We start from the raw sequence: 18,072 nt of genomic DNA, 5'->3' as shown, positions 1-18,072 counted from the left end.
CCCTCCCTCCATGAAATGAGATCCGTTGATGTCTGTGCGCTCCGACCTGCGCAACGTGGCGATCGTCGCCCACGTCGACCACGGCAAGACCACGCTGGTCGACGCCATGCTGCGCCAGGCCGGCGCCTTCTCGGCGCACCAGCACGTGGACGACCGCGTCATGGACTCCGGTGACCTGGAACGCGAGAAGGGCATCACGATCCTCGCGAAGAACACCGCGATCCGGTACGCCGGGCCCGCCGCGGTGGCGACGGGCGAGTCCGACGGCATCACGATCAACGTCATCGACACCCCCGGCCACGCCGACTTCGGTGGCGAGGTCGAGCGCGGCCTGTCGATGGTCGACGGCGTCGTGCTGCTCGTGGACGCCTCCGAGGGACCGCTGCCCCAGACGCGGTTCGTGCTGCGCAAGGCCCTCGCCGCGAAGCTGCCGGTGATCGTCGTCGTCAACAAGGTGGACCGGCCGGACGCCCGCATCACCGAGGTCGTGGGGGAGACCACCGACCTGCTGCTCGGGCTCGCGAGCGACCTCGCCGACGAGGTGCCGGACCTGGACCTCGACGCGATCCTCGACGTGCCCGTCGTCTACGCCTCGGCCAAGGCCGGCCGCGCGTCGACCGAGCAGCCCGGTGACGGCTCGCTGCCGGTGGACGAGGACCTCGAGCCGCTGTTCGCGACCATCCTCGACACCATCCCGGCGCCGACCTTCGACCCCGAGATGCCGCTGCAGGCCCACGTGACCAACCTCGACGCGTCGCCCTTCCTGGGCCGACTCGCGCTGCTGCGCATCTTCAACGGCACGCTGCGCAAGGGCCAGACGGTCGCCTGGGCGCGTCACGACGGCACCCTGAGCAGCGTCCGGGTCACCGAGCTGCTGGAGACCAAGGCGCTCGACCGCGTCCCGACCGAGTCCGCCGGCCCCGGCGAGATCGTTGCGGTCGCCGGCATCGCCGACATCATGATCGGCGAGACCCTCACCGACGTCGACGACCCGCGCCCGCTGCCGCTGATCACGGTCGACGACCCGGCCATCTCCATGACCATCGGCATCAACACCTCCCCGCTGGCGGGCAAGGGCGGCAAGGGCCACAAGGTCACCGCGCGCCAGGTCAAGGACCGCCTCGACGCCGAGCTGATCGGCAACGTCTCGCTCAAGGTGCTGCCCACCGAGCGCCCGGACGCCTGGGAGGTCCAGGGCCGTGGCGAGCTCGCGCTCGCGATCCTCGTCGAGCAGATGCGCCGAGAGGGCTTCGAGCTGACCGTCGGCAAGCCGCAGGTCGTCACCAAGGAGATCGACGGCAAGCGCTGCGAGCCGATGGAGCGCATGACCATCGACGTCCCCGAGGAGTACCTCGGCGCCGTCACGCAGCTCCTCGCGCAGCGCAAGGGCCGCATGGAGACCATGAGCAACCACGGCACCGGCTGGGTCCGCATGGAGTTCATGGTGCCGGCCCGCGGCCTCATCGGGTTCCGCACGCGGTTCCTGACCGAGACGCGCGGAACGGGCATCGCGGCCTCGATCTCCGAGGGCTACGAGCCGTGGCACGGTCCCATCGAGTCGCGCAACACCGGCTCCCTCGTGGCCGACCGCGCCGGCAAGGTGACGCCGTTCGCCATGATCAACCTGCAGGAGCGCGGCTCGTTCTTCGTCGACCCCACGCAGGAGGTGTACGAGGGCATGATCGTCGGCGAGAACTCCCGCAACGAGGACATGGACGTCAACATCACCAAGGAGAAGAAGCTGACGAACATGCGGTCCTCGACCGCCGACAACTTCGAGAACCTCATCCCGCCGCGCCACCTCACGCTCGAGGAGTCGCTCGAGTTCGCGCGCGAGGACGAGTGCGTCGAGGTGACGCCCGAGGTGGTGCGCATCCGCAAGGTCGCCCTGGACGCCACCGCGCGCGCACGCGCGACGGCCCGGGCGAAGCGCGGCTGACGCCGCTCGCGGCCATGGCGCCGAGCGGGCGGCTCCTGGCCGTGCACGCACACCCGGACGACGAGACCCTGGCGACCGGGGCGCTGCTGGCGACCTGGGCTGCGGCCGGCGAGCCGGTGGCGGTCGTGACGTGCACCCGGGGGGAGCGCGGCGAGGTCATCGACACCCCGTCGCACCCCACCGGCGTCGGGCAGCTGGAGGGGGACGGCCCCGCGCTGGCGGCGCACCGGGAGCGTGAGCTCGCCGGCGCGCTGGCGGCCCTGGGCGTGCACGAGCACCTCTTCCTCGACTCCGTCCCCGCCCCGGGCGCCGGTGACGGTGCCTCGCGGCTCGAGGACTCCGGGATGTCGTGGGTGAGCCCGGGTGTGGCCGGCCCCGCTGACGACGCCCCCGCGACGGCGTTCTCCCGGGTGCCGCTGGACGAGTCCGCCCGCCGGCTCGCCGCCGTGGTCCGCGCCTGGCGCCCCGACGTCGTCGCCACCTACGAGCCCGGCGGCGGGTACGGGCACCCTGACCACGTGCGCACCCACGACGTCGCCGCGCGGGCCCTCGAGCTCGCGGCGAACGGCGGCGCGGCCCTGCCGGGGGACCCGTGGACGGCCGAGCTCTGGGAGGCCGTGGTGCCCGAGAGCGAGGCGCGTGCCGCGAGGCGCGCCCTCGCCGCGGACCCCGCCGTGCGGCGCCTCGCGACCGTGGAAGGACTCGACCTTCCCGACGCGGCAGGCCCGCTGCCGCCCGTGGCGAAGCGGGCCGTCGAGCTCGCCGGCCGGCAGATCGTGCGGATCGAGGTCGCGCCCGTCCTGGACGCGCTCCTGGCGGCCATGCGCGCACACGCCACGCAGGTCCAGCACGTGGCGGCGTGCGCGGCCGACGACGGGGACGGGCCGGTGCTGCTCGGGCGGTATGCCCTGAGCAACGCGGTGCTCGCACCGATCGGTGTGCGCGAGACCTACGTGCGTCGCGCCCGGGTAGGCTCGCCGCGATGACCTCCACGACGCCCGCTCGACCCACGTCGCAGCCGCCCCGGCGCCTCCTGCCGGTGGTCGGTCGCGTGCCGCTCGCCGCGCTGCTCGGCGTGACCATCGGGGTCCTGGGCACCGTCGCGCACCGGGCCGAGTGGGGTGACCTGCCGGTCGGGATCGTCCTCGCCCTCGCGATCACCCTGTCGGCGGCGGTCCTGTGCCGGGCGTGGGCGGGCATGAGCACCCTCCTCGCCAGCGGTGTCGGGTGGGTCGTGGCGGTGCAGATGCTGTCCGTGGAGGGCCCGGGCGGCGACGTCCTGGTCCCCGCGCAGACGGTCGGCCTCGTGTGGACGTACGGCGGCCTGGTCCTGTTCGCCGTGACGGCGTTCCTGCCCCGCCGCTGGTTCGCCGACGTCGCCGCGTGACGGTGCCGGGGCCCGGCAGTGTGACGGGCCTGTGGAGGGTGTTGGTCCAATGATGGCGAACCTGTGCGAAGGGTGGCCCGATTTGTCACTTTCACCCCGGCAGATGCCCAAGGCTGCTGCCGTGCCCGAGTAGGATCCTGCAGGCGGGCCGAGCCCCGCTCTCCCTGTCCTTCCGGGGCGGACCGCGCCCTGACCTCGAGCCCTCCACGGAGTCGTCCATGGGTCACCCGACCGAGCGTGAGCCTGCGCCCGAGCCGACGACCGATCAGCCCGGCAGCGCTGCCGAGCCCCAGCAGCAGCCCGCCACCGGTGAGGCCGCCACACCACAGCAGGGCGACGCGTCCGGCACGCCTGCCGCGCCGCCCGAGAAGCCGGCGCCCGTCGCGCTCCCGCCGGCGCTTCGCCAGCAGCCTGCCGAACCGGCCAAGCCTGTGGAGCCGGTCAAGCCTGCCGAGGCTGTCAAGCCTGTGGAGCCGGTCAAGCCTGCCGAGGCTGCCAAGCCTGTGGAGCCGGTCAAGCCTGCCCAGGCTGCGGAGTCGACCAGGGCTGCGGAGTCGGCCGAGCCCGCGGGGTCCGAGCCCTCCAAGCCCGCGGAGTCGCGCGAGCCATCGCAGCCGGGAGAGCCTGCGGCGAAGGGTGCCGGGAAGCCGGCCGAGCCCGTGGTCCCGCAGGCTTCCGCCGCACCCTCTCAGGGCGCGTCGGGCAAGCCCGCCGAGGCCAGCGCGCCCAGCGCACCCAGCGAGCCCAGCGAGCCCAGCGCTCCTGCGCCTCCGATGGTCCGCGGTATTCCGCAGGCTCGGCCCGAGTCGCCGCAGCCGCAGCCGCAGCCGCAGCCGCAGCCGCAGACGCCGCAGCCGGAGAGGGTCGCACCGCCGTCCAGGCCCGCCGCGACCGAGCAGCGGTCGACGACGACCCCCGCCCAGCCCGCCGAGCCCGCCCGTCCTGCCGACGCCGGCGTGCCCGCATCCTCGACCGTTCGTGTGGTGCCTCAGCCTCAGCCAGAGCCGCAGTCTCGGCCCTACGTACCCGAGCAGCAGCCGGCGGCACCGGCACCGACGGCCAGCCCGACGCAGTCGCCTGCGTCCGCGCAGTCGTCCGCTTCCGCACAGGTGGCCGGGTCCGCCGCGTCGGCGCAGTCTCCCGCGTCCGCACAGGTGGCCGGGTCCGCCGAGCCCACGCCGTCGTCCGCGCAACCGGCGATGCCGCCCGCACAACGGCCCGGCGTGCCGGCCGCGTCCGAGCCGGCCGCGCCGACCAACCGGGCAACGCCCGTGGAACCGGTGGCGACGGGCCCCGAGGTCCCGTACCAGCCGGCGGTGCGTGCGTACGAGCAGCGTGTGATCGGGACGGTGCCCGCGCCGTCGGCGGCGGGCGAGCCGACGCAGGCCCTGCCCCTGGTCACGGCGGCCCAGGCCTCGACGGAAGGCGGGGGCGAGGAGCCGCCCGCGGGCTCCCCTCTGGAGGGGCTCAGCGGTGACGGCGCCCCCAGCCGCGTGCCGAAGGTCGCGATGTGGGCCGGGATCGGCCTGGTCGTGCTCGCGGGGATGTACGCGAGCGCCGAGTGGGCCGTCGCGGGCACGGTCGCGGACGACACCACGGTGGCCGGCGTCGAGATCGGCGGGCTCACCGAGGAGCAGGCCGTCTCGGCGCTCGAGCAGGGGCTGGGGCCGCGCGCGGCCGAGCCGTTCACGGTGGAGGCCGGCGAGGCGTCGACGACGGTCGACCCGGCGGTGGCGGGTCTGGCGCTCGACGGGCCGGCGACGGTCGACGGGCTCACCGGGTTCACGTTGAGCCCGGCGCGCCTCTGGGAGCACATGGTGGGCGGCAAGGAGATCACCCCCGTCCTCGACGTGGACACCGCCGCCCTCGACGCTGCCGTGGCTGGTCTCGAGGAGTCGCTGCAGGTGGAGCCCGTCGACGGCACCGTGTCGTTCAGCGACGGCGAGGCCGTCGCGACGGACGCGGTCGAGGGCTCGACGATCGTCGTCGAGGCCGCGACGGACGTCATCACCTCGGGCTGGCTCGTCCGGTCCGACCCGTACGTGCTGCCGGTCGAGCCGGTCGAGCCGCAGATCGACCAGGGCGAGACGGACGCCGCGCTGGAACAGGCGGAGCAGGTCGTCTCCGGTCCCGTCGTGGTGAACGTGGGCGACCAGAAGGCCGAGCTGCCGGCCGACGAGCTGGCCGACGCGACGTCGTTCACGCCGGTCGACGGCGAGCTGGTGCCCGAGGTCGACGGCGAGAAGATCGTCAAGGCCGTCATCGACCGGACGAACGACCTGCTCACCGACCCGGACGACGCGCACTTCGAGTTCTCGGACGGCAAGCCCGTCGTCGCCGGCGGGGAGCCTGGTACCACGCTCGACCCGGACGCCAGCGCGAAGGTCGTGGCCGCGGCGGAGGTCGGCGACGACCGGACCGTCGAGCTCGAGCTCGTCGAGCGTGACCCGGAGCGCACCAAGGAGGCGCTCGAGGACATGGGCGTCAAGGAGGTCGTGTCCTCCTTCTCGACGCCGCTGACCAACGAGCGGATCCGGACGAAGAACCTCGCGCGCGGTGCCGAGCTGGTCACCGGCACGCTCGTCGCACCGGGGGAGACGTTCTCGCTCGTCGACACGCTGTCCCCGATCGAGGTCAGCAACGGCTACTACTCGGCCGGCGTCGTCAACAACGGCATCCACACGGACGCCGTGGGCGGCGGGCTCTCGCAGATGGCGACCACCACGTACAACGCCGGGTACCTCGCGGGCTTCGACGACGCGGGCCACCGCCAGCACAGCTACTGGTTCAGCCGGTACCCGGCGGGGCGCGAGGCCACGATCTACGTGGGCTCGATCGACATGAAGTTCACGAACGACACCCCTTACGGCGCCGTGCTCCGGTCGTGGGTGTCGGGCGGCGAGCTGCACGTGGAGATCTGGTCGACCAAGCACTACGAGGTCAAGTACTGGGCGGGCGACAAGACCAACGTCGTGCCGACCACCCAGGTGCACAAGTCGGGCCCGAGCTGCGAGAACTACCCTGCGGGGAACGACGGCTTCCGCATCGTCAACTACCGCCAGGTCTTCCTCGACGGCAAGAAGGTCAAGGACGAGTCGTACCCGTGGACCTACAAGCCCGACAACGGCGTCGTCTGCGACGCGCCGAAGGCGGACCGCGGCGGGGACCGGGGCAAGAGCGACGAGCGGGGCGAAGGCAGCGCGCGGGACGAGGACGCGGAGGACTGATGCTCGGACGCACGGAGCGCGAGTCGCCGACGCAGGCCGCCGCGGCGGCGCGGCAGGCCGGCTGGTCGGGGGTCGCCCCGGCGTCGCCGGCCGCTGGGCTGCCGGGCGAGCCCTCGGAGCTGCTGGACCTGGGCTCGACGACGGACACGCTGGCGACGGTCGCGGGCATCGGGGACCTCGCCGCGGTCGTGCACCTCGGGCACCCGGAGCAGCCGTCGCCTGGCCTCGAGGAGGCCATCCTCGCGGGCGACCCGAGCCTCATCGTGACGGGAGCCGTCGCCGTCCCTCCGCAGTGGGTCTGGGTCGCCCCGGCCGGCGCGTCCGGCGGTCAGGTCGTGATCGACGAGGCGGGGCTGCGCGACTGCCGCGAGGTGCTGCGCGGCATGGGGGTCGGCCCTCGCCTGGTGCCGACCCGCACGTCGGTCGAGGAGCGGGCGCGGCTTGCCGGGCCCACGGGGTCCCTCGTGGTCGAGCGGGAGCGCGTCCCGGCGGGCTGGGCCGAGCTGCCGGGCAGCGCACGCCTGGGCGAGCGCGGCCCGGTCTGGTACGGGCTGCTGGAGCCGCGGGACCGGTGGCCGGCCTTCGACGCGCCGGCACAGGTCTGGCTCGCCGTCGGTCCGTCCGACGACCACCGGGGCTCCCTGCAGGGCACCCTCGCCGTGCTCTCCGACGCCGGGGTGGACCTGCAGCACCTGCGCAGCCACCCGTCGACGCTCGGGCCGCACGTGTTCTTCACCTCCTTCCGCTGCCCGCGGGTGGAGATCCTCGACTCCCTGGTCGCCGAGCTCGACGCGCGGGGGGTCGCGCACCGCACGCTCGCGGTGCTGCCGGGCGACCGACCGGAGCCCGGGCCCGACCTGCTCGCCCCGCGCTGGCCCGGCGTATGACGGTCGTCGCGTTCCTCGGCCCCGAGGGCACCTTCACGCACCAGGCCGTGCTGGCCTGGGCGCGACGGAGGGGCGTCGGGTCCGCGGCCGACGAGGTCACGGCCGTGCCGCTGGGCACGGTGGGTGAGGTGCACGACGCCGTGGCCGCCGGGCGCGTGGACCGTGGCGTGATCGCGATCGAGAGCTCGGTCGAGGGGTATGTGGTCCCCTCCCTCGACGCGCTCGTCGGCAGCGGCGAGGTGGTCGCGGTCGACGAGGTGGTGCTCGACGTGTCGTTCGACGCGTTCGTGCGCCCCGGGCGCGCCGACCCGGCCGGTCTGCGGGAGGCCACGGCCCACCCGCACGGCCTGGCCCAGTGCAGCCGGTTCGTGGCGGGGCGACGGCTCACGCCGGTCTCCGCGTCGTCCAACGCCGCGGCGTGCCGCGACCTGAGCGATCATCAGGTCGCCCTGGGCCCCCGGCTGTGCGGCGAGCTGTACGGGCTGGAGACCCTCGCGACGGCGGTGGAGGACTTCGCGGGCGCGCGGACCCGGTTCCTGGTGCTGAGCCGCCGCGACGCGGCGTCGGCCGGCTGGGCATCCCTGCGGGCCGAGGGGGAGCGCGCGTGGCGCACCATGGCGGCCGTGACGCCGGTGGTCACGGGCCCCGGCGTCCTGGCGCGCATCACGGCCGGGTTCGCGGAGCGCGGGGTGAACATGTCGAGCCTCGTCGAGCGGCCGCTCAAGGTGCGCGAGGGCCAGTACGTGTTCGTGGTGACGCTCGACGCCGCCCCCTGGGACCCTTCCGTGACGGACCTGCTGCGGCAGCTGCTCGCCGCCGGCGACTCGCTCAAGGTGCTCGGCGCCTATCCCGCCGAGCCTGGGGGCCGTGGGCTCGACGGCGTGCTGCCCGACCACGTGCCCGCAGGCAGCGTGCGCGCGGACGACGACGACGCCACGCTCGCGCGGGGCCTGCTGTGGTGAGCACGGTGGGCGCCGGGTCCGACCCGGTCGGACGGGTCGGCGTCGTCGGGCTCGGGCTCGTCGGCGGCTCGCTGGCCCGGCTGCTCGCGGAGCGCGGGGTCGACGTCGTCGCCACGGACGTCTCGGCGACGACACGACGGGCAGCGCGGGCGGCGCGGCTGGCGGTGGTCGACGACCTCGCCGCGCTGTGCGGTGCGCTCCCGGACCTCGTCGTCCTGGCGGTGCCGCTGCGTGCCATGCACGCGACCGCGGGCGCGCTGGCGCCGCTGCTCGCGGACGCGGCCGCCGCGGCCGGCCCCGACGGCGGCCCGACCGTGACCGACGTCGGCAGCGTCAAGGGCCCCGTCCGCGCGGCGCTCGGCGAGGCGGGCCTGGGCGGGCGCTACGTGGGTGCCCACCCGATGTCGGGCACGGAGCACAGCGGGTTCGAGGCGTCGTCCGCGGCCCTGCTCGACGGCGTCGCCTGGGCCGTCACGGTGGCGCCCGACGGCGTGGAGCAGGGGAGTCCCCAGCGGCTCGCCCACGTGCTGCGGCTGGTCACAGGGCCGCTGGCGGGTACGGCCGCCGTCGTCACGGACACCCAGCACGACGAGGCGGTCGCCCTGGTCAGCCACGTGCCGCACGTCGTAGCCACCCAGCTCCTCAACGCCGTGGCGGGCGCTCCGGTGCGCGACCTCGCCCTCGGGCTCGCGGCCGGGAGCTTCCGTGACGGCACCCGGGTGGCGCGCACCGACCCGGGACGGACCGAGGCCATGGTCACCGAGAACGCCGCCTGGGTGGCCCCGGCGTTGCGCAAGGTGGTGCGGGACCTCGAGATCGTCATCGGCGCGCTCGAGACGAACGGGTCGCCGCACGCGTTCTTCCACGCGGCCGACGAGGTCCGGGCCGGCGACCCCGCCCCGCCCGATGACCCCGGTCGGTCCGGCGACGGCGGGCTCGAGCCGCTCACCGAGGGGTGGCCGGGCCGGCTGGTCGAGCGGTGCGTGGCCGGCGACGTCGTCGCGGGCCTGTCCGCCGATCACGCGCGGCTGGTGCGCCGGCCGGGGCCACCGCACCCTGTGAGGTAGCCCACAGCGTGACCCGCTACCCGCCCTCGTGGCAGTGGCGCTCAGTGGTGCTCAGTGGCGCTCCCCGCGACGCGCAGGCCGGGGCGGGACGGGCTTGACCACCTCGACGTCCGCCGCGGCGACGTGCACGACCTCCAGCCCCGGCCTGCGGTCGGGCCGCACGTCGAGCCCCGCGCCGTCCAGGGCGACGACGACGCCGACGACGTCGGTCCACCGTTGCGGCGCTCCCTCGGCCTGCTCCTCGGGTCGCAGCCGGCGGCGCACGACGACCCGTGCGCCGACCTGCAGGTCTCGCCAGTCGGACGGTGGACGGACGTTCGGCTCGGTCACCACGTCAGCGATACTAGAGTTCACCGTGAGGGACGGCGCCCGTGGCGCCGCCCGTCGAAGATCGCGGCCCCGCCCCGGCGGCGGCCGCACCTCGTCACCTGGAAGGTAGCCGCAGTGACCTACGTGATCGCTCAGCCGTGCGTCGACGTCAAGGACAAGGCGTGCATCGAGGAGTGTCCCGTGGACTGCATCTACGAGGGCTCCCGGTCGCTCTACATCCACCCGGACGAGTGCGTCGACTGCGGTGCGTGCGAGCCTGTCTGCCCCGTGGAGGCCATCTACTACGAGGACGACGTGCCCGAGGAGTGGAAGGACTACTACCGCGCGAACGTCGAGTTCTTCGACGACCTGGGCTCGCCCGGTGGCGCGGCGAAGATGGGGCTCATCGAGAAGGACGACCCCATGATCGCGGCCCTGCCCCCGCAGGCCTGAACCCTCGACGACCGGCTCGCTCGTGGGATTCGCCGATCTCGGTCACCTGCCCTACCCCTGGGACACCCTCGACGACGTGCGGGCCACGGCCCGCGCGCACCCCGACGGGGTCGTGGACCTGTCGATCGGCACCCCCGTCGACCCCACGCCCGACGTCGTCCGCGACGCGCTCGTGGGGGCGTCGGACGCGCACGGGTATCCGCTGACGCACGGCACGCCCGCGCTGCGCCGGGCCGTCGCGGACTGGTTCGCGCGCCGGCGGGGGGTGCCGGACGTCGACCCGGCGGCCGTGCTGCCCACCGTGGGCTCCAAGGAGCTCGTGGGCCTGCTGCCGTCGCTGCTGCACCTGGGCCCTGGCGACGTCGTGGTGCACCCCGCCGCCGCGTACCCGACGTACGACGTCGGGGCGCGGCTGGCGGGCGCGACGCCGCTGGCCACGGATGACGTCGACGCCTGGGCGGGGCGCACCGACGTCCGCCTCGTGTGGGTGAACTCGCCGGGCAACCCGACGGGCGCGGTGTCCGACGTGGCGCACCTGCGACGCGTGGTCGCCGCGGCCCGCGAGATCGGGGCCGTCGTCGTGGGCGACGAGTGCTACGCCGAGCTGCCGTGGGACGCGCGCTGGGTCGGGGACGGCGGCGTCTCGCGGGTCCCGAGCCTGCTGGACCCGCGCGTCACCGGCGGCACGCACGAGGGCCTGCTGGCCGCGTACTCGCTGTCGAAGCAGTCCAACGTCGCCGGCTACCGGGCGGCGTTCGTCGCCGGGGACCAGGGCCTCGTGGCGCGGCTGCTCGCCACGCGCAAGCACCTGGGCATGATCGTGCCCGCCCCCGTCCAGGCCGCGATGACCGCCGCCCTGGGTGACGACCACCACGTCGCGGCGCAGCGGGCCGTCTACGCCCGCCGGCGGACGGCGCTGCGCGGGGCGCTCGACGCGGCCCGCCTCGCCGTCGACGGCTCCGAGGCCGGGCTGTACCTGTGGGCCCGCCCGGCCGGCGGATCGCCCCTGGAGGGCGCGGGTTCCCGCGAGCTGGCGGCCTGGTTCGCCGCCCGCGGTGTGCTCGTCGGTCCGGGCGAGTTCTACGGCGTCGCGGGGGAACGGCACGTGCGGGTCGCGCTCACCGCCTCGGACGACGACGTGGCTCGCGCTGTGGTGCGCATCACATCCGCTTGACCCGGGGATTGGATCACCATGGTCTTGGGGGGTAAGTTCGTCCGAAGGTCGTGGTCGCCCTAGAGGAAGCCATGGCCGGCGTGCCCCGGGCCGCCCGTCCAGAGTCACGAGTCACGCGTTCGCCGGAACCCGCCGTCGCGTCCCGCCGAGCCCGTCAGGGAAGGAAGCCATGACCTCCACCCAGCCTGCCGCCGGTACGCCGGCCGGCTCCGCCGCCGTCGAGCTCACCGTCGACGGCACGACCCGGCAGCTGCCCGTGGTGCCCGCGACCGAGGGCAACGACGGCATCGTCGTGTCCTCGCTGCTGCGCGACACCGGCATGGTCACCGTGGACCCGGGCTTCACCAACACCGCGTCGTGCGAGTCCGCGATCACGTACATCGACGGCGACCAGGGCATCCTGCGCTACCGGGGGTACCCGATCGAGCAGCTCGCGGACTCCTCGACCTTCCTCGAGGTCGCCTACCTGCTCATCCACGGCGACCTGCCCTCGGCCGCGGAGCTCGAGGCGTTCACCGACCGGGTCAACCGGCACACGCTCGTCCCGGAGGGCTTCCGGGCGTTCCTCACGTCGTTCCCGCGCGGCGGGCACCCGATGTCGGTCCTCGCGTCGGGCGTGAACGCGCTGGCCACGTACTACCCTGAGTCGCTCGACCCGTCCGACGACGAGGCCGTCGAGCTCGCGACCGTGCTGATCCTCGCGAAGGTGCGCACGATCACGTCCTACCTGCACCGCTCCATGCGGGACGAGCCCCTGATGTACCCGGACTACGCCCGCGGCTACGTCGACGACTTCCTGCGCATGACGTTCTCGCGCCCCTACGAGCAGTGGGAGGCGGACCCGGTCCTCGTGTCCGCGATGGACAAGCTCCTCATCCTGCACGCCGACCACGAGCAGAACTGCTCCACGTCGACGGTGCGGATCGTCGGCTCCTCGAACGCGAACCTGTACGCCTCGGTCGCGGCGGGCGTCAACGCCCTGTCCGGTCCGTCGCACGGCGGGGCCAACGAGGCCGTGCTCGCGATGCTCGAGAGCATCCGCGCGGGCGACGACTCCGTCGAGACCTTCATGAAGAAGGTCAAGAACAAGGAGGACGGCGTCCGGCTCATGGGCTTCGGGCACCGCGTGTACAAGAGCTACGACCCGCGTGCCGCCATCGTCAAGAAGCACGCGGACGCCGTGCTCGACAGCCTCGGCGCCAAGGACGAGCTGCTCGACATCGCTCGCGGCCTCGAGGAGATCGCGTTGTCCGACGACTACTTCGTGGAGCGCAAGCTCTACCCGAACGTCGACTTCTACACGGGCCTCATCTACAAGGCCATGGGCTTCTCGCCGACGATGTTCACGCCGCTGTTCGCGCTCGGCCGCATGCCGGGCTGGATCGCCCAGTGGCGCGAGATGCGCAACGACCCGCAGACCAAGATCGGCCGTCCGCGCCAGGTCTACACCGGCCCGACGGCGCGCGACTACGTGCCGGTCTCCGGCCGCTGACGGCCCCGGCCACCGTCGCCCGCTGCTCACCAAAGGGGTCAGGATCTCGCGTCGAGATCCTGACCCCTTCGGCGTCTGTCGTGATGCCGGGCGGTGCGGCTACGCGCCCAGGTGGACGGTGACCTCGCCCACCGCCTGGTCGCCGGCCGACGGGTCGTCCGCCTCCTGCGCGGGCGTCCAGGAGGCGCTCTCGCGGGTCCAGACCTGGTCGGCGACGCGCACCTCGGTGGTGCCGGTCGTCAGGGCCGTCGCCACCGCCCAGTGGGCCACGGCCCACGCGGAGCGCCCGGCGTCGTCGTAGGGCAGGGACGTCGCGTCGACGACGGCCGACGCACCGTCGTCGGACAGGGCGACCACGTCGCCCGGTAGGCCGAGGTCGCGCGTCAGCAGCTCCGCGAGGTCCGCGGTGCTCCCGCCGTCGCCGACCGCGGGGTCGTCGGGGTCCGGCACGGGCAGCGAGCAGGTGATCGCACCGGGGGACGCGCCGGTCAGCGCCGAGGCCCAGGCCCGGGACCGGGTCTCGTGCTGCGCGTAGGCGTCCGGGAACCCGGAACGCTGCACCGCCTGCGCGGCGACGGTGACCTCGAGGTCCTCGTAGCCGTCCACCTCGACGAGCCCGTCGTAGAACTTCCCGGTGGAGTAGACCGGGTCCATGATCTCGTCGACGCTGCCCCAGCCCTGCGACGGCCGCTGCTGGAAGAGGCCGACCGAGTCCCGGTCGCCGTAGTCGATGTTCTCCAGGCGGGACTCCTGCAGCGCCGTCGCGAGGGCGATCGTGGCGGCCCGTGCGGGCAGCCCGCGCTGGATCGACGCGCCGGCGATCAGGGCGGCGTTCTCGGCCTGGACGGGGGAGAGGTACCAGTCGGTACCGTCCAGCGCGGCCGCGCACCGCACGGGCCGGGCGGGCTCGTCCAAGGACCGCAGGAACCACACGACGCCCCCGGTGGCGGCGACGGCGACGGCCAGCACGGAGGCGACGGCGACACCCGCGACCACGCCTGGCCGTCGTTCCCGCCGCCGACCTGCTCGGGACACGACCGTCAGTTCGCGTGCAGGGCGGCGTTGAGCTCGATGCCCACCCCACCGCGCTGGAGCACCTCGACCGCGCCGGTGCGCGAGTTGCGGCGGAACAGCAGGTTGTCCCGGCCCGCGAGGTCGCGCGCCTTGACGACGAGCGGGTCGCCGTCGGCGCCCATCTCGCCGAGCACGGTCACCTTGGTGCCGGCCGTGAGGTACAGGCCGGCCTCGACGACGCAGTCGTCCCCGAGCGGGATGCCGAGCCCCGCGTTCGCCCCCAGCAGCGAGCGCTCGCCGAGGCTGATGACCTCCTTGCCGCCGCCGGACAGCGTGCCCATGATCGAGGCGCCGCCGCCCACGTCCGACCCGTCGCCGACGACGACACCGGCCGAGATGCGGCCCTCGACCATGGAGGACCCCAGGGTCCCGGCGTTGAAGTTGACGAACCCTTCGTGCATCACGGTGGTGCCGGGCGCCAGGTGCGCGCCGAGGCGCACGCGGTCCGCGTCGGCGATACGGACGCCTGCCGGGACGACGTAGTCGACCATGCGGGGGAACTTGTCGATGCCGTAGACGGTGACGGCCCGGCCCGTGTCGGCGCGCAGCCGCAGGCGCGTGGCCTCGAAGCTCTCGACGGCGCACGGGCCGTGGGACGTCCACACGACGTTGGACAGCACCCCGAAGAGCCCGTCGAGGTTGAGCCCGTGCGGCGCCACGAGCCGGTGCGACAGCAGGTGCAGGCGCAGGTACGCGTCCCGGGCGTCCACGGGAGCGGCGTCCAGGTCGATCTCGGTGCGGACGACCATGACGTCCACGCGCCGGGCGTCGTCCCGCTCCGTCAGCGCGTCGAGCTCGGCGGGGACCGTGACGTCGCCGGCCGGGGGAGCGCCGACCACAGGGGACGGGTACCAGACGTCGAGCGTCGTCCCGTCGTCGGTGACAGTGGCGAGACCGAGGCCCCAGGCAGGGCGCGAAGCAGCAGGCGTCGTCATGGGCCCAGCGTAGTGCGCCGGTCTGTCACGATGGTGCGCGTGACCACGGACGCCGCCCCCTCCCTGCCCGTCGACCTGCTCGAGCTGCTCGACCCCGACGAGGTCGCCTCGTCGGACCTCGTCGACCTGCTCGCCGCGATCTGCGACGTCCCGTCGGTGTCGGGCGACGAGACCGCGCTGGCCGACGCCGTCGAGCGCGCGCTGCGCGCCCAGGCGCACCTGGAGGTCGTGCGCGACGGCGACGCGGTGGTAGCGCGGACGACGTTCGGCCGCTCCCGCCGGGTCGTGCTCGCCGGGCACCTGGACACCGTCCCGCTGACGGCGGAGCCGAACCTGCCCACGCGGCTCGTCACGGCACCCGACGGCGAGGTCGAGATGTGGGGCCGCGGCACCGTCGACATGAAGGGCGGCATCGCGATCATGCTCGCGCTCGCCGCCGAGGTGGGCCGGCCGGGTCGCGAGCCCGGCGTCGACGTCACGTGGGTGTTGTACGACCACGAGGAGGTCGAGGCGACCAAGAACGGGCTGGGACGCCTGGCCCGGAACCGGCCCGACCTGCTCGCGGGCGACTTCGCGATCCTCGGGGAGTCGAGCAACAACGGCATCGAGGGCGGCTGCAACGGCACGCTGCGCGTCGAGGTGCGGACCACCGGCGTGGCCGCCCACTCGGCCCGGTCGTGGACGGGCGTCAACGCGATCCACGCGGCCGCGCCGGTCCTCGCGGCGCTCGCGGCCTACGACCCGCGCGAGATCGAGGTCGACGGGCTCGTGTACCGGGAGGGGATGAACGCCGTGGCGATCAGCGGTGGCATCGCCGGCAACGTCGTGCCTGACGCCTGCACGGTGACGGTGAACTTCCGGTTCGCGCCGTCCCGCAGCATTGCGGAGGCGGAGGCCCACGTGCGCGAGCTGTTCGCGGGGTTCGAGGTGGTCGTCACCGACGCCGCGCCCGGCGCCCGGCCGGGGCTGGACGCGCCGCTCGCGGCGGACTTCGTGGCCGCCGTCCTCGGTGCGACCGGGGGCGTGCCGCGTCCGAAGTACGGCTGGACGGACGTCGCCCGCTTCGCCGAGCTCGGCGTCCCCGCCGTGAACTTCGGGCCCGGTGACCCGGCGCTCGCGCACAAGGACGACGAGCGGCTGCCCGTGGCCCGGCTGGCCGTCGGGCGGGACGCGCTGCGCGCGTGGCTCCTCGGGGCGTCGACCGGCGAGGCGGTCGAGGCGCGCGACGGAGCATAGGCTCGAGGCATGACGCGAGCGACGACATCCGGCCCGACCCAGGGCAGCCCCCGCGACCGCGGCGACGACGGCGTCCCCCAGACGGGACGCGGCTACCGCAAGGGACCGGTGCTGCTGCGCGGCACCCAGATCCCCGCCCAGACGACCGACCAGCGCCTCCTCGCGGCCGGCGCCGACGCAGACTGGGTGCACACCGACCCGTGGCGCGTGATGCGTATCCAGTCCGAGTTCGTCGAGGGCTTCGGCGCGCTCGCCGAGGTGGGCGCGGCCGTGTCGGTGTTCGGTTCTGCCCGCACCCCGCGCGACCACCCGGACTACGCGCTGGCGGTCGAGGTGGGCCGCCTGCTCGCCGAGGCCGGGTACGCCGTCATGACGGGTGGTGGCCCGGGCATCATGGAGGCCGCCAACGAGGGCGCCCACAAGGCGGGCGGCACGTCGATCGGGCTCGGCATCGAGCTGCCGTTCGAGCAGGGGATGAACGAGTACGTCAACCTCGGCGTGAACTTCCGGTACTTCTTCGCCCGCAAGACGATGTTCGTCAAGTACGCGCAGGGCTTCGTCGTGCTGCCCGGCGGGTTCGGCACGTTCGACGAGCTGTTCGAGGCGCTGACGCTCGTCCAGACGCACAAGGTCACCGAGTTCCCGATCGTGCTCGTGGGCACGGACTACTGGAGCGGGCTCCTGGAGTGGCTGGGCAGCGCCGTCGCCGACCGCGGCATGATCAACCCGGCGGACCTCGACCTGCTGCACCTGGCGGACACGCCTGCCGAGGCGGTCGACTACGTGCTGGAGCGCGGGGCCGCCCTGGCGGCGTCGGAGCGCGAAGCCCTGGCCGGGCTCGTCGAGGACCAGCAGGAGGCCGCCGACACCCCGCCGGCCCAGCAGTGAGGGCCACCGGCCCGGCGCCCGACGTGGCGCGACGGGCGGCGCAGGCCGGGCCGGGCGGCGCGCCGCCCGCGCACGTCGTGCCGCTCGTCCTGCGGGGCCGGGAGGTCGGCCGTGGGCCCGACGGCTCGCTGCGGCCGGTGGTGATGGCGATCGTCAACCGCACCACGGACTCCTTCTACGCCCCCGCCCGGCTGCCCGACGACGACGCCGCCCTGGCCGCGGCGCACCGGGCCTGGTCCGACGGCGCGCAGATCGTCGACGTCGGCGGCGTGCGGGCGGGCGTCGGGCCCGAGGTGAGCGCGGCCGAGGAGATCGACCGCGTCGTGCCGTTCGTGCGCCGGGTGCGCGAGCAGGTCCCGGACCTGCTCGTCTCGGTGGACACGTGGCGCGCGTCCGTGGCGCAGGCCGCGGTCGACGCCGGGGCAGACCTGATCAACGACACCTGGGCCGGGCACGACCCGGGCCTGGTCGAGGTGGCGGGCGCGGCGGGCGTCGGCGTCGTGTGCTCGCACACGGGCGGGGCCACGCCCCGCACCGACCCGTACCGGGTGGAGTACCCGTGGGGCGCCACCGGGCACGCCGGCGCCGGACGGGACGGCGCCGACGCCCGCTCGGGCGTCGACCCGCGCGACGGCGTCCTGGACGACGTGCTGACGACGCTGCGCACCTCGGCGGCGCGTGCGGTCGCGTGCGGCGTGCCGGCGCGGTCGGTGCTGGTCGACCCCACGCACGACTTCGGCAAGAACACGTGGCACTCGCTGCACCTGCTGCGCCGGACGGCCGAGCTCGCCCGGCTCGGGTACCCGCTGCTCATGGCGCTGTCGCGCAAGGACTTCGTGGGCGAGACGCTCGGCCTGCCGCCCGACGAGCGTCTGGAGGGCACCCTGGCAGCGACCGCGCTGGCGGCCTGGATGGGGGCGAGCGTGTTCCGCGCCCACGACGTGGGGGCCACGCGGCGGGTGCTCGACATGGTGGCGGCCGTCCGCGACGACGCCCCGCCGCACGGGGCGTTGCGCGGGCTCGGCTGACGGCCGCTTCCCGG

Annotated in this window: 16 protein-coding genes; 13 read left to right on the top strand and 3 right to left on the bottom strand. The window is 74.4% G+C overall.

The genetic code is table 11. The annotated features are described in order from the left end of the window. The first annotated feature begins 28 nt into the window (after positions 1-28). From typA to LEP48_RS03375, 7 genes are all read left to right on the top strand, one after another. Positions 29-1,939 carry a translational GTPase TypA gene (gene typA / locus LEP48_RS03405; RefSeq protein WP_225564176.1) on the top strand — a complete coding sequence of 637 codons (1,911 nt, stop codon included), beginning with the start codon at positions 29-31 and terminating at the stop codon, positions 1,937-1,939. A 14-nt stretch (positions 1,940-1,953) separates the two neighbouring features. Further along, positions 1,954-2,925 carry a PIG-L family deacetylase gene (locus tag LEP48_RS03400; RefSeq protein WP_225564175.1) on the top strand — a complete coding sequence of 324 codons (972 nt, stop codon included), beginning with the start codon at positions 1,954-1,956 and terminating at the stop codon, positions 2,923-2,925. After that, on the top strand, positions 2,922-3,326 hold the full coding sequence (locus LEP48_RS03395; protein ID WP_225564173.1) for a DUF6113 family protein: 405 nt from the start codon (positions 2,922-2,924) through the stop codon (positions 3,324-3,326). Before LEP48_RS03400 ends, LEP48_RS03395 begins: the two co-directional genes overlap by 4 nt. 218 nt (positions 3,327-3,544) lie before the next feature. Further along, entirely contained in the window at positions 3,545-6,553 is a 3,009-nt protein-coding gene (locus LEP48_RS03390; protein WP_225564172.1) for a VanW family protein, read from the top strand. Beyond that, entirely contained in the window at positions 6,553-7,440 is an 888-nt protein-coding gene (locus tag LEP48_RS03385; RefSeq protein ID WP_225564171.1) for a hypothetical protein, read from the top strand. The genes LEP48_RS03390 and LEP48_RS03385 overlap by 1 nt, the downstream gene beginning before the upstream one ends. Next, the gene (locus tag LEP48_RS03380; RefSeq protein WP_225564170.1) at positions 7,437-8,402 is read left to right on the top strand and encodes a prephenate dehydratase; all 966 of its coding nucleotides are present in this window, start codon (positions 7,437-7,439) and stop codon (positions 8,400-8,402) included. Before LEP48_RS03385 ends, LEP48_RS03380 begins: the two co-directional genes overlap by 4 nt. Next, positions 8,399-9,469, top strand: coding sequence for a prephenate dehydrogenase (locus LEP48_RS03375; RefSeq protein ID WP_225564169.1), 1,071 nt, complete (start codon positions 8,399-8,401; stop codon positions 9,467-9,469). Before LEP48_RS03380 ends, LEP48_RS03375 begins: the two co-directional genes overlap by 4 nt. A 51-nt stretch (positions 9,470-9,520) precedes the next feature. Here the strand turns inward: LEP48_RS03375 and LEP48_RS03370 are convergent, their stop codons facing one another. Continuing rightward, positions 9,521-9,802, bottom strand: coding sequence for a DUF6725 family protein (locus LEP48_RS03370; RefSeq protein ID WP_225564168.1), 282 nt, complete (start codon positions 9,800-9,802; stop codon positions 9,521-9,523). A gap of 111 nt (positions 9,803-9,913) precedes the next feature. Here LEP48_RS03370 and fdxA point away from each other — a divergent pair, with 111 nt between their 5' ends. The 3 genes from fdxA (at position 9,914) to LEP48_RS03355 (ending at position 12,897) form a co-directional block, all read left to right on the top strand. Continuing rightward, positions 9,914-10,231 carry a ferredoxin gene (gene fdxA / locus LEP48_RS03365; RefSeq protein WP_225564167.1) on the top strand — a complete coding sequence of 106 codons (318 nt, stop codon included), beginning with the start codon at positions 9,914-9,916 and terminating at the stop codon, positions 10,229-10,231. 22 nt (positions 10,232-10,253) lie between these two features. After that, positions 10,254-11,405, top strand: coding sequence for a succinyldiaminopimelate transaminase (gene dapC / locus LEP48_RS03360; RefSeq protein ID WP_225564166.1), 1,152 nt, complete (start codon positions 10,254-10,256; stop codon positions 11,403-11,405). Between the two features lie 169 nt (positions 11,406-11,574). After that, positions 11,575-12,897, top strand: a complete 1,323-nt coding sequence (locus tag LEP48_RS03355) for a citrate synthase (protein WP_225564164.1) — start codon at positions 11,575-11,577, stop codon at positions 12,895-12,897. A 99-nt stretch (positions 12,898-12,996) separates the two neighbouring features. Here the strand turns inward: LEP48_RS03355 and LEP48_RS03350 are convergent, their stop codons facing one another. Both LEP48_RS03350 and dapD read right to left on the bottom strand, forming a co-directional pair. Beyond that, on the bottom strand, positions 12,997-13,893 hold the full coding sequence (locus LEP48_RS03350; RefSeq protein ID WP_225564163.1) for a hypothetical protein: 897 nt from the start codon (positions 13,891-13,893) through the stop codon (positions 12,997-12,999). A gap of 44 nt (positions 13,894-13,937) precedes the next feature. Then, a complete protein-coding gene (gene dapD / locus LEP48_RS03345) occupies positions 13,938-14,906 on the bottom strand; it encodes a 2,3,4,5-tetrahydropyridine-2,6-dicarboxylate N-succinyltransferase (protein ID WP_225564162.1) in 969 nt (322 codons plus the stop codon). A gap of 30 nt (positions 14,907-14,936) precedes the next feature. Here dapD and dapE point away from each other — a divergent pair, with 30 nt between their 5' ends. The 3 genes from dapE to folP are packed head-to-tail and all read left to right on the top strand — an operon-like array spanning position 14,937 to position 18,058. Further along, a complete protein-coding gene (dapE, locus tag LEP48_RS03340; RefSeq protein ID WP_422723791.1) occupies positions 14,937-16,142 on the top strand; it encodes a succinyl-diaminopimelate desuccinylase in 1,206 nt (401 codons plus the stop codon). Between the two features lie 9 nt (positions 16,143-16,151). Beyond that, positions 16,152-17,030 (top strand): LOG family protein, encoded by an 879-nt coding sequence (locus LEP48_RS03335; RefSeq protein WP_225564161.1) that lies wholly within the window; start codon positions 16,152-16,154, stop codon positions 17,028-17,030. Between the two features lie 23 nt (positions 17,031-17,053). Then, positions 17,054-18,058 (top strand): dihydropteroate synthase, encoded by a 1,005-nt coding sequence (gene folP / locus LEP48_RS03330; protein WP_422723796.1) that lies wholly within the window; start codon positions 17,054-17,056, stop codon positions 18,056-18,058. Positions 18,059-18,072: the final 14 nt, after the last annotated feature.

The organism is Isoptericola luteus (assembly GCF_020297055.1).
Classification (GTDB): Bacteria; Actinomycetota; Actinomycetes; order Actinomycetales; family Cellulomonadaceae; genus Isoptericola; species Isoptericola luteus.
Note: the sequence above shows the minus strand (reverse complement) of the source record. Positions and strands in the feature narration are given on the sequence as shown.

Excerpts from the sequence above, each read along its gene's own strand:
- typA (WP_225564176.1), top strand. The coding sequence starts at position 29 with ATGTCTGTGCGCTCCGACCTGCGCAACGTGGCGATCGTCGCCCACGTC.
- LEP48_RS03400 (WP_225564175.1), top strand. The coding sequence starts at position 1,954 with ATGGCGCCGAGCGGGCGGCTCCTGGCCGTGCACGCACACCCGGACGAC.
- LEP48_RS03395 (WP_225564173.1), top strand. The coding sequence starts at position 2,922 with ATGACCTCCACGACGCCCGCTCGACCCACGTCGCAGCCGCCCCGGCGC.
- LEP48_RS03390 (WP_225564172.1), top strand. The coding sequence starts at position 3,545 with ATGGGTCACCCGACCGAGCGTGAGCCTGCGCCCGAGCCGACGACCGAT.
- LEP48_RS03385 (WP_225564171.1), top strand. The coding sequence starts at position 6,553 with ATGCTCGGACGCACGGAGCGCGAGTCGCCGACGCAGGCCGCCGCGGCG.
- LEP48_RS03380 (WP_225564170.1), top strand. The coding sequence starts at position 7,437 with ATGACGGTCGTCGCGTTCCTCGGCCCCGAGGGCACCTTCACGCACCAG.
- LEP48_RS03355 (WP_225564164.1), top strand. The coding sequence starts at position 11,575 with ATGACCTCCACCCAGCCTGCCGCCGGTACGCCGGCCGGCTCCGCCGCC.
- dapD (WP_225564162.1), bottom strand. The coding sequence starts at position 14,906 with ATGACGACGCCTGCTGCTTCGCGCCCTGCCTGGGGCCTCGGTCTCGCC.
- dapE (WP_422723791.1), top strand. The coding sequence starts at position 14,937 with ATGGTGCGCGTGACCACGGACGCCGCCCCCTCCCTGCCCGTCGACCTG.
- LEP48_RS03335 (WP_225564161.1), top strand. The coding sequence starts at position 16,152 with ATGACGCGAGCGACGACATCCGGCCCGACCCAGGGCAGCCCCCGCGAC.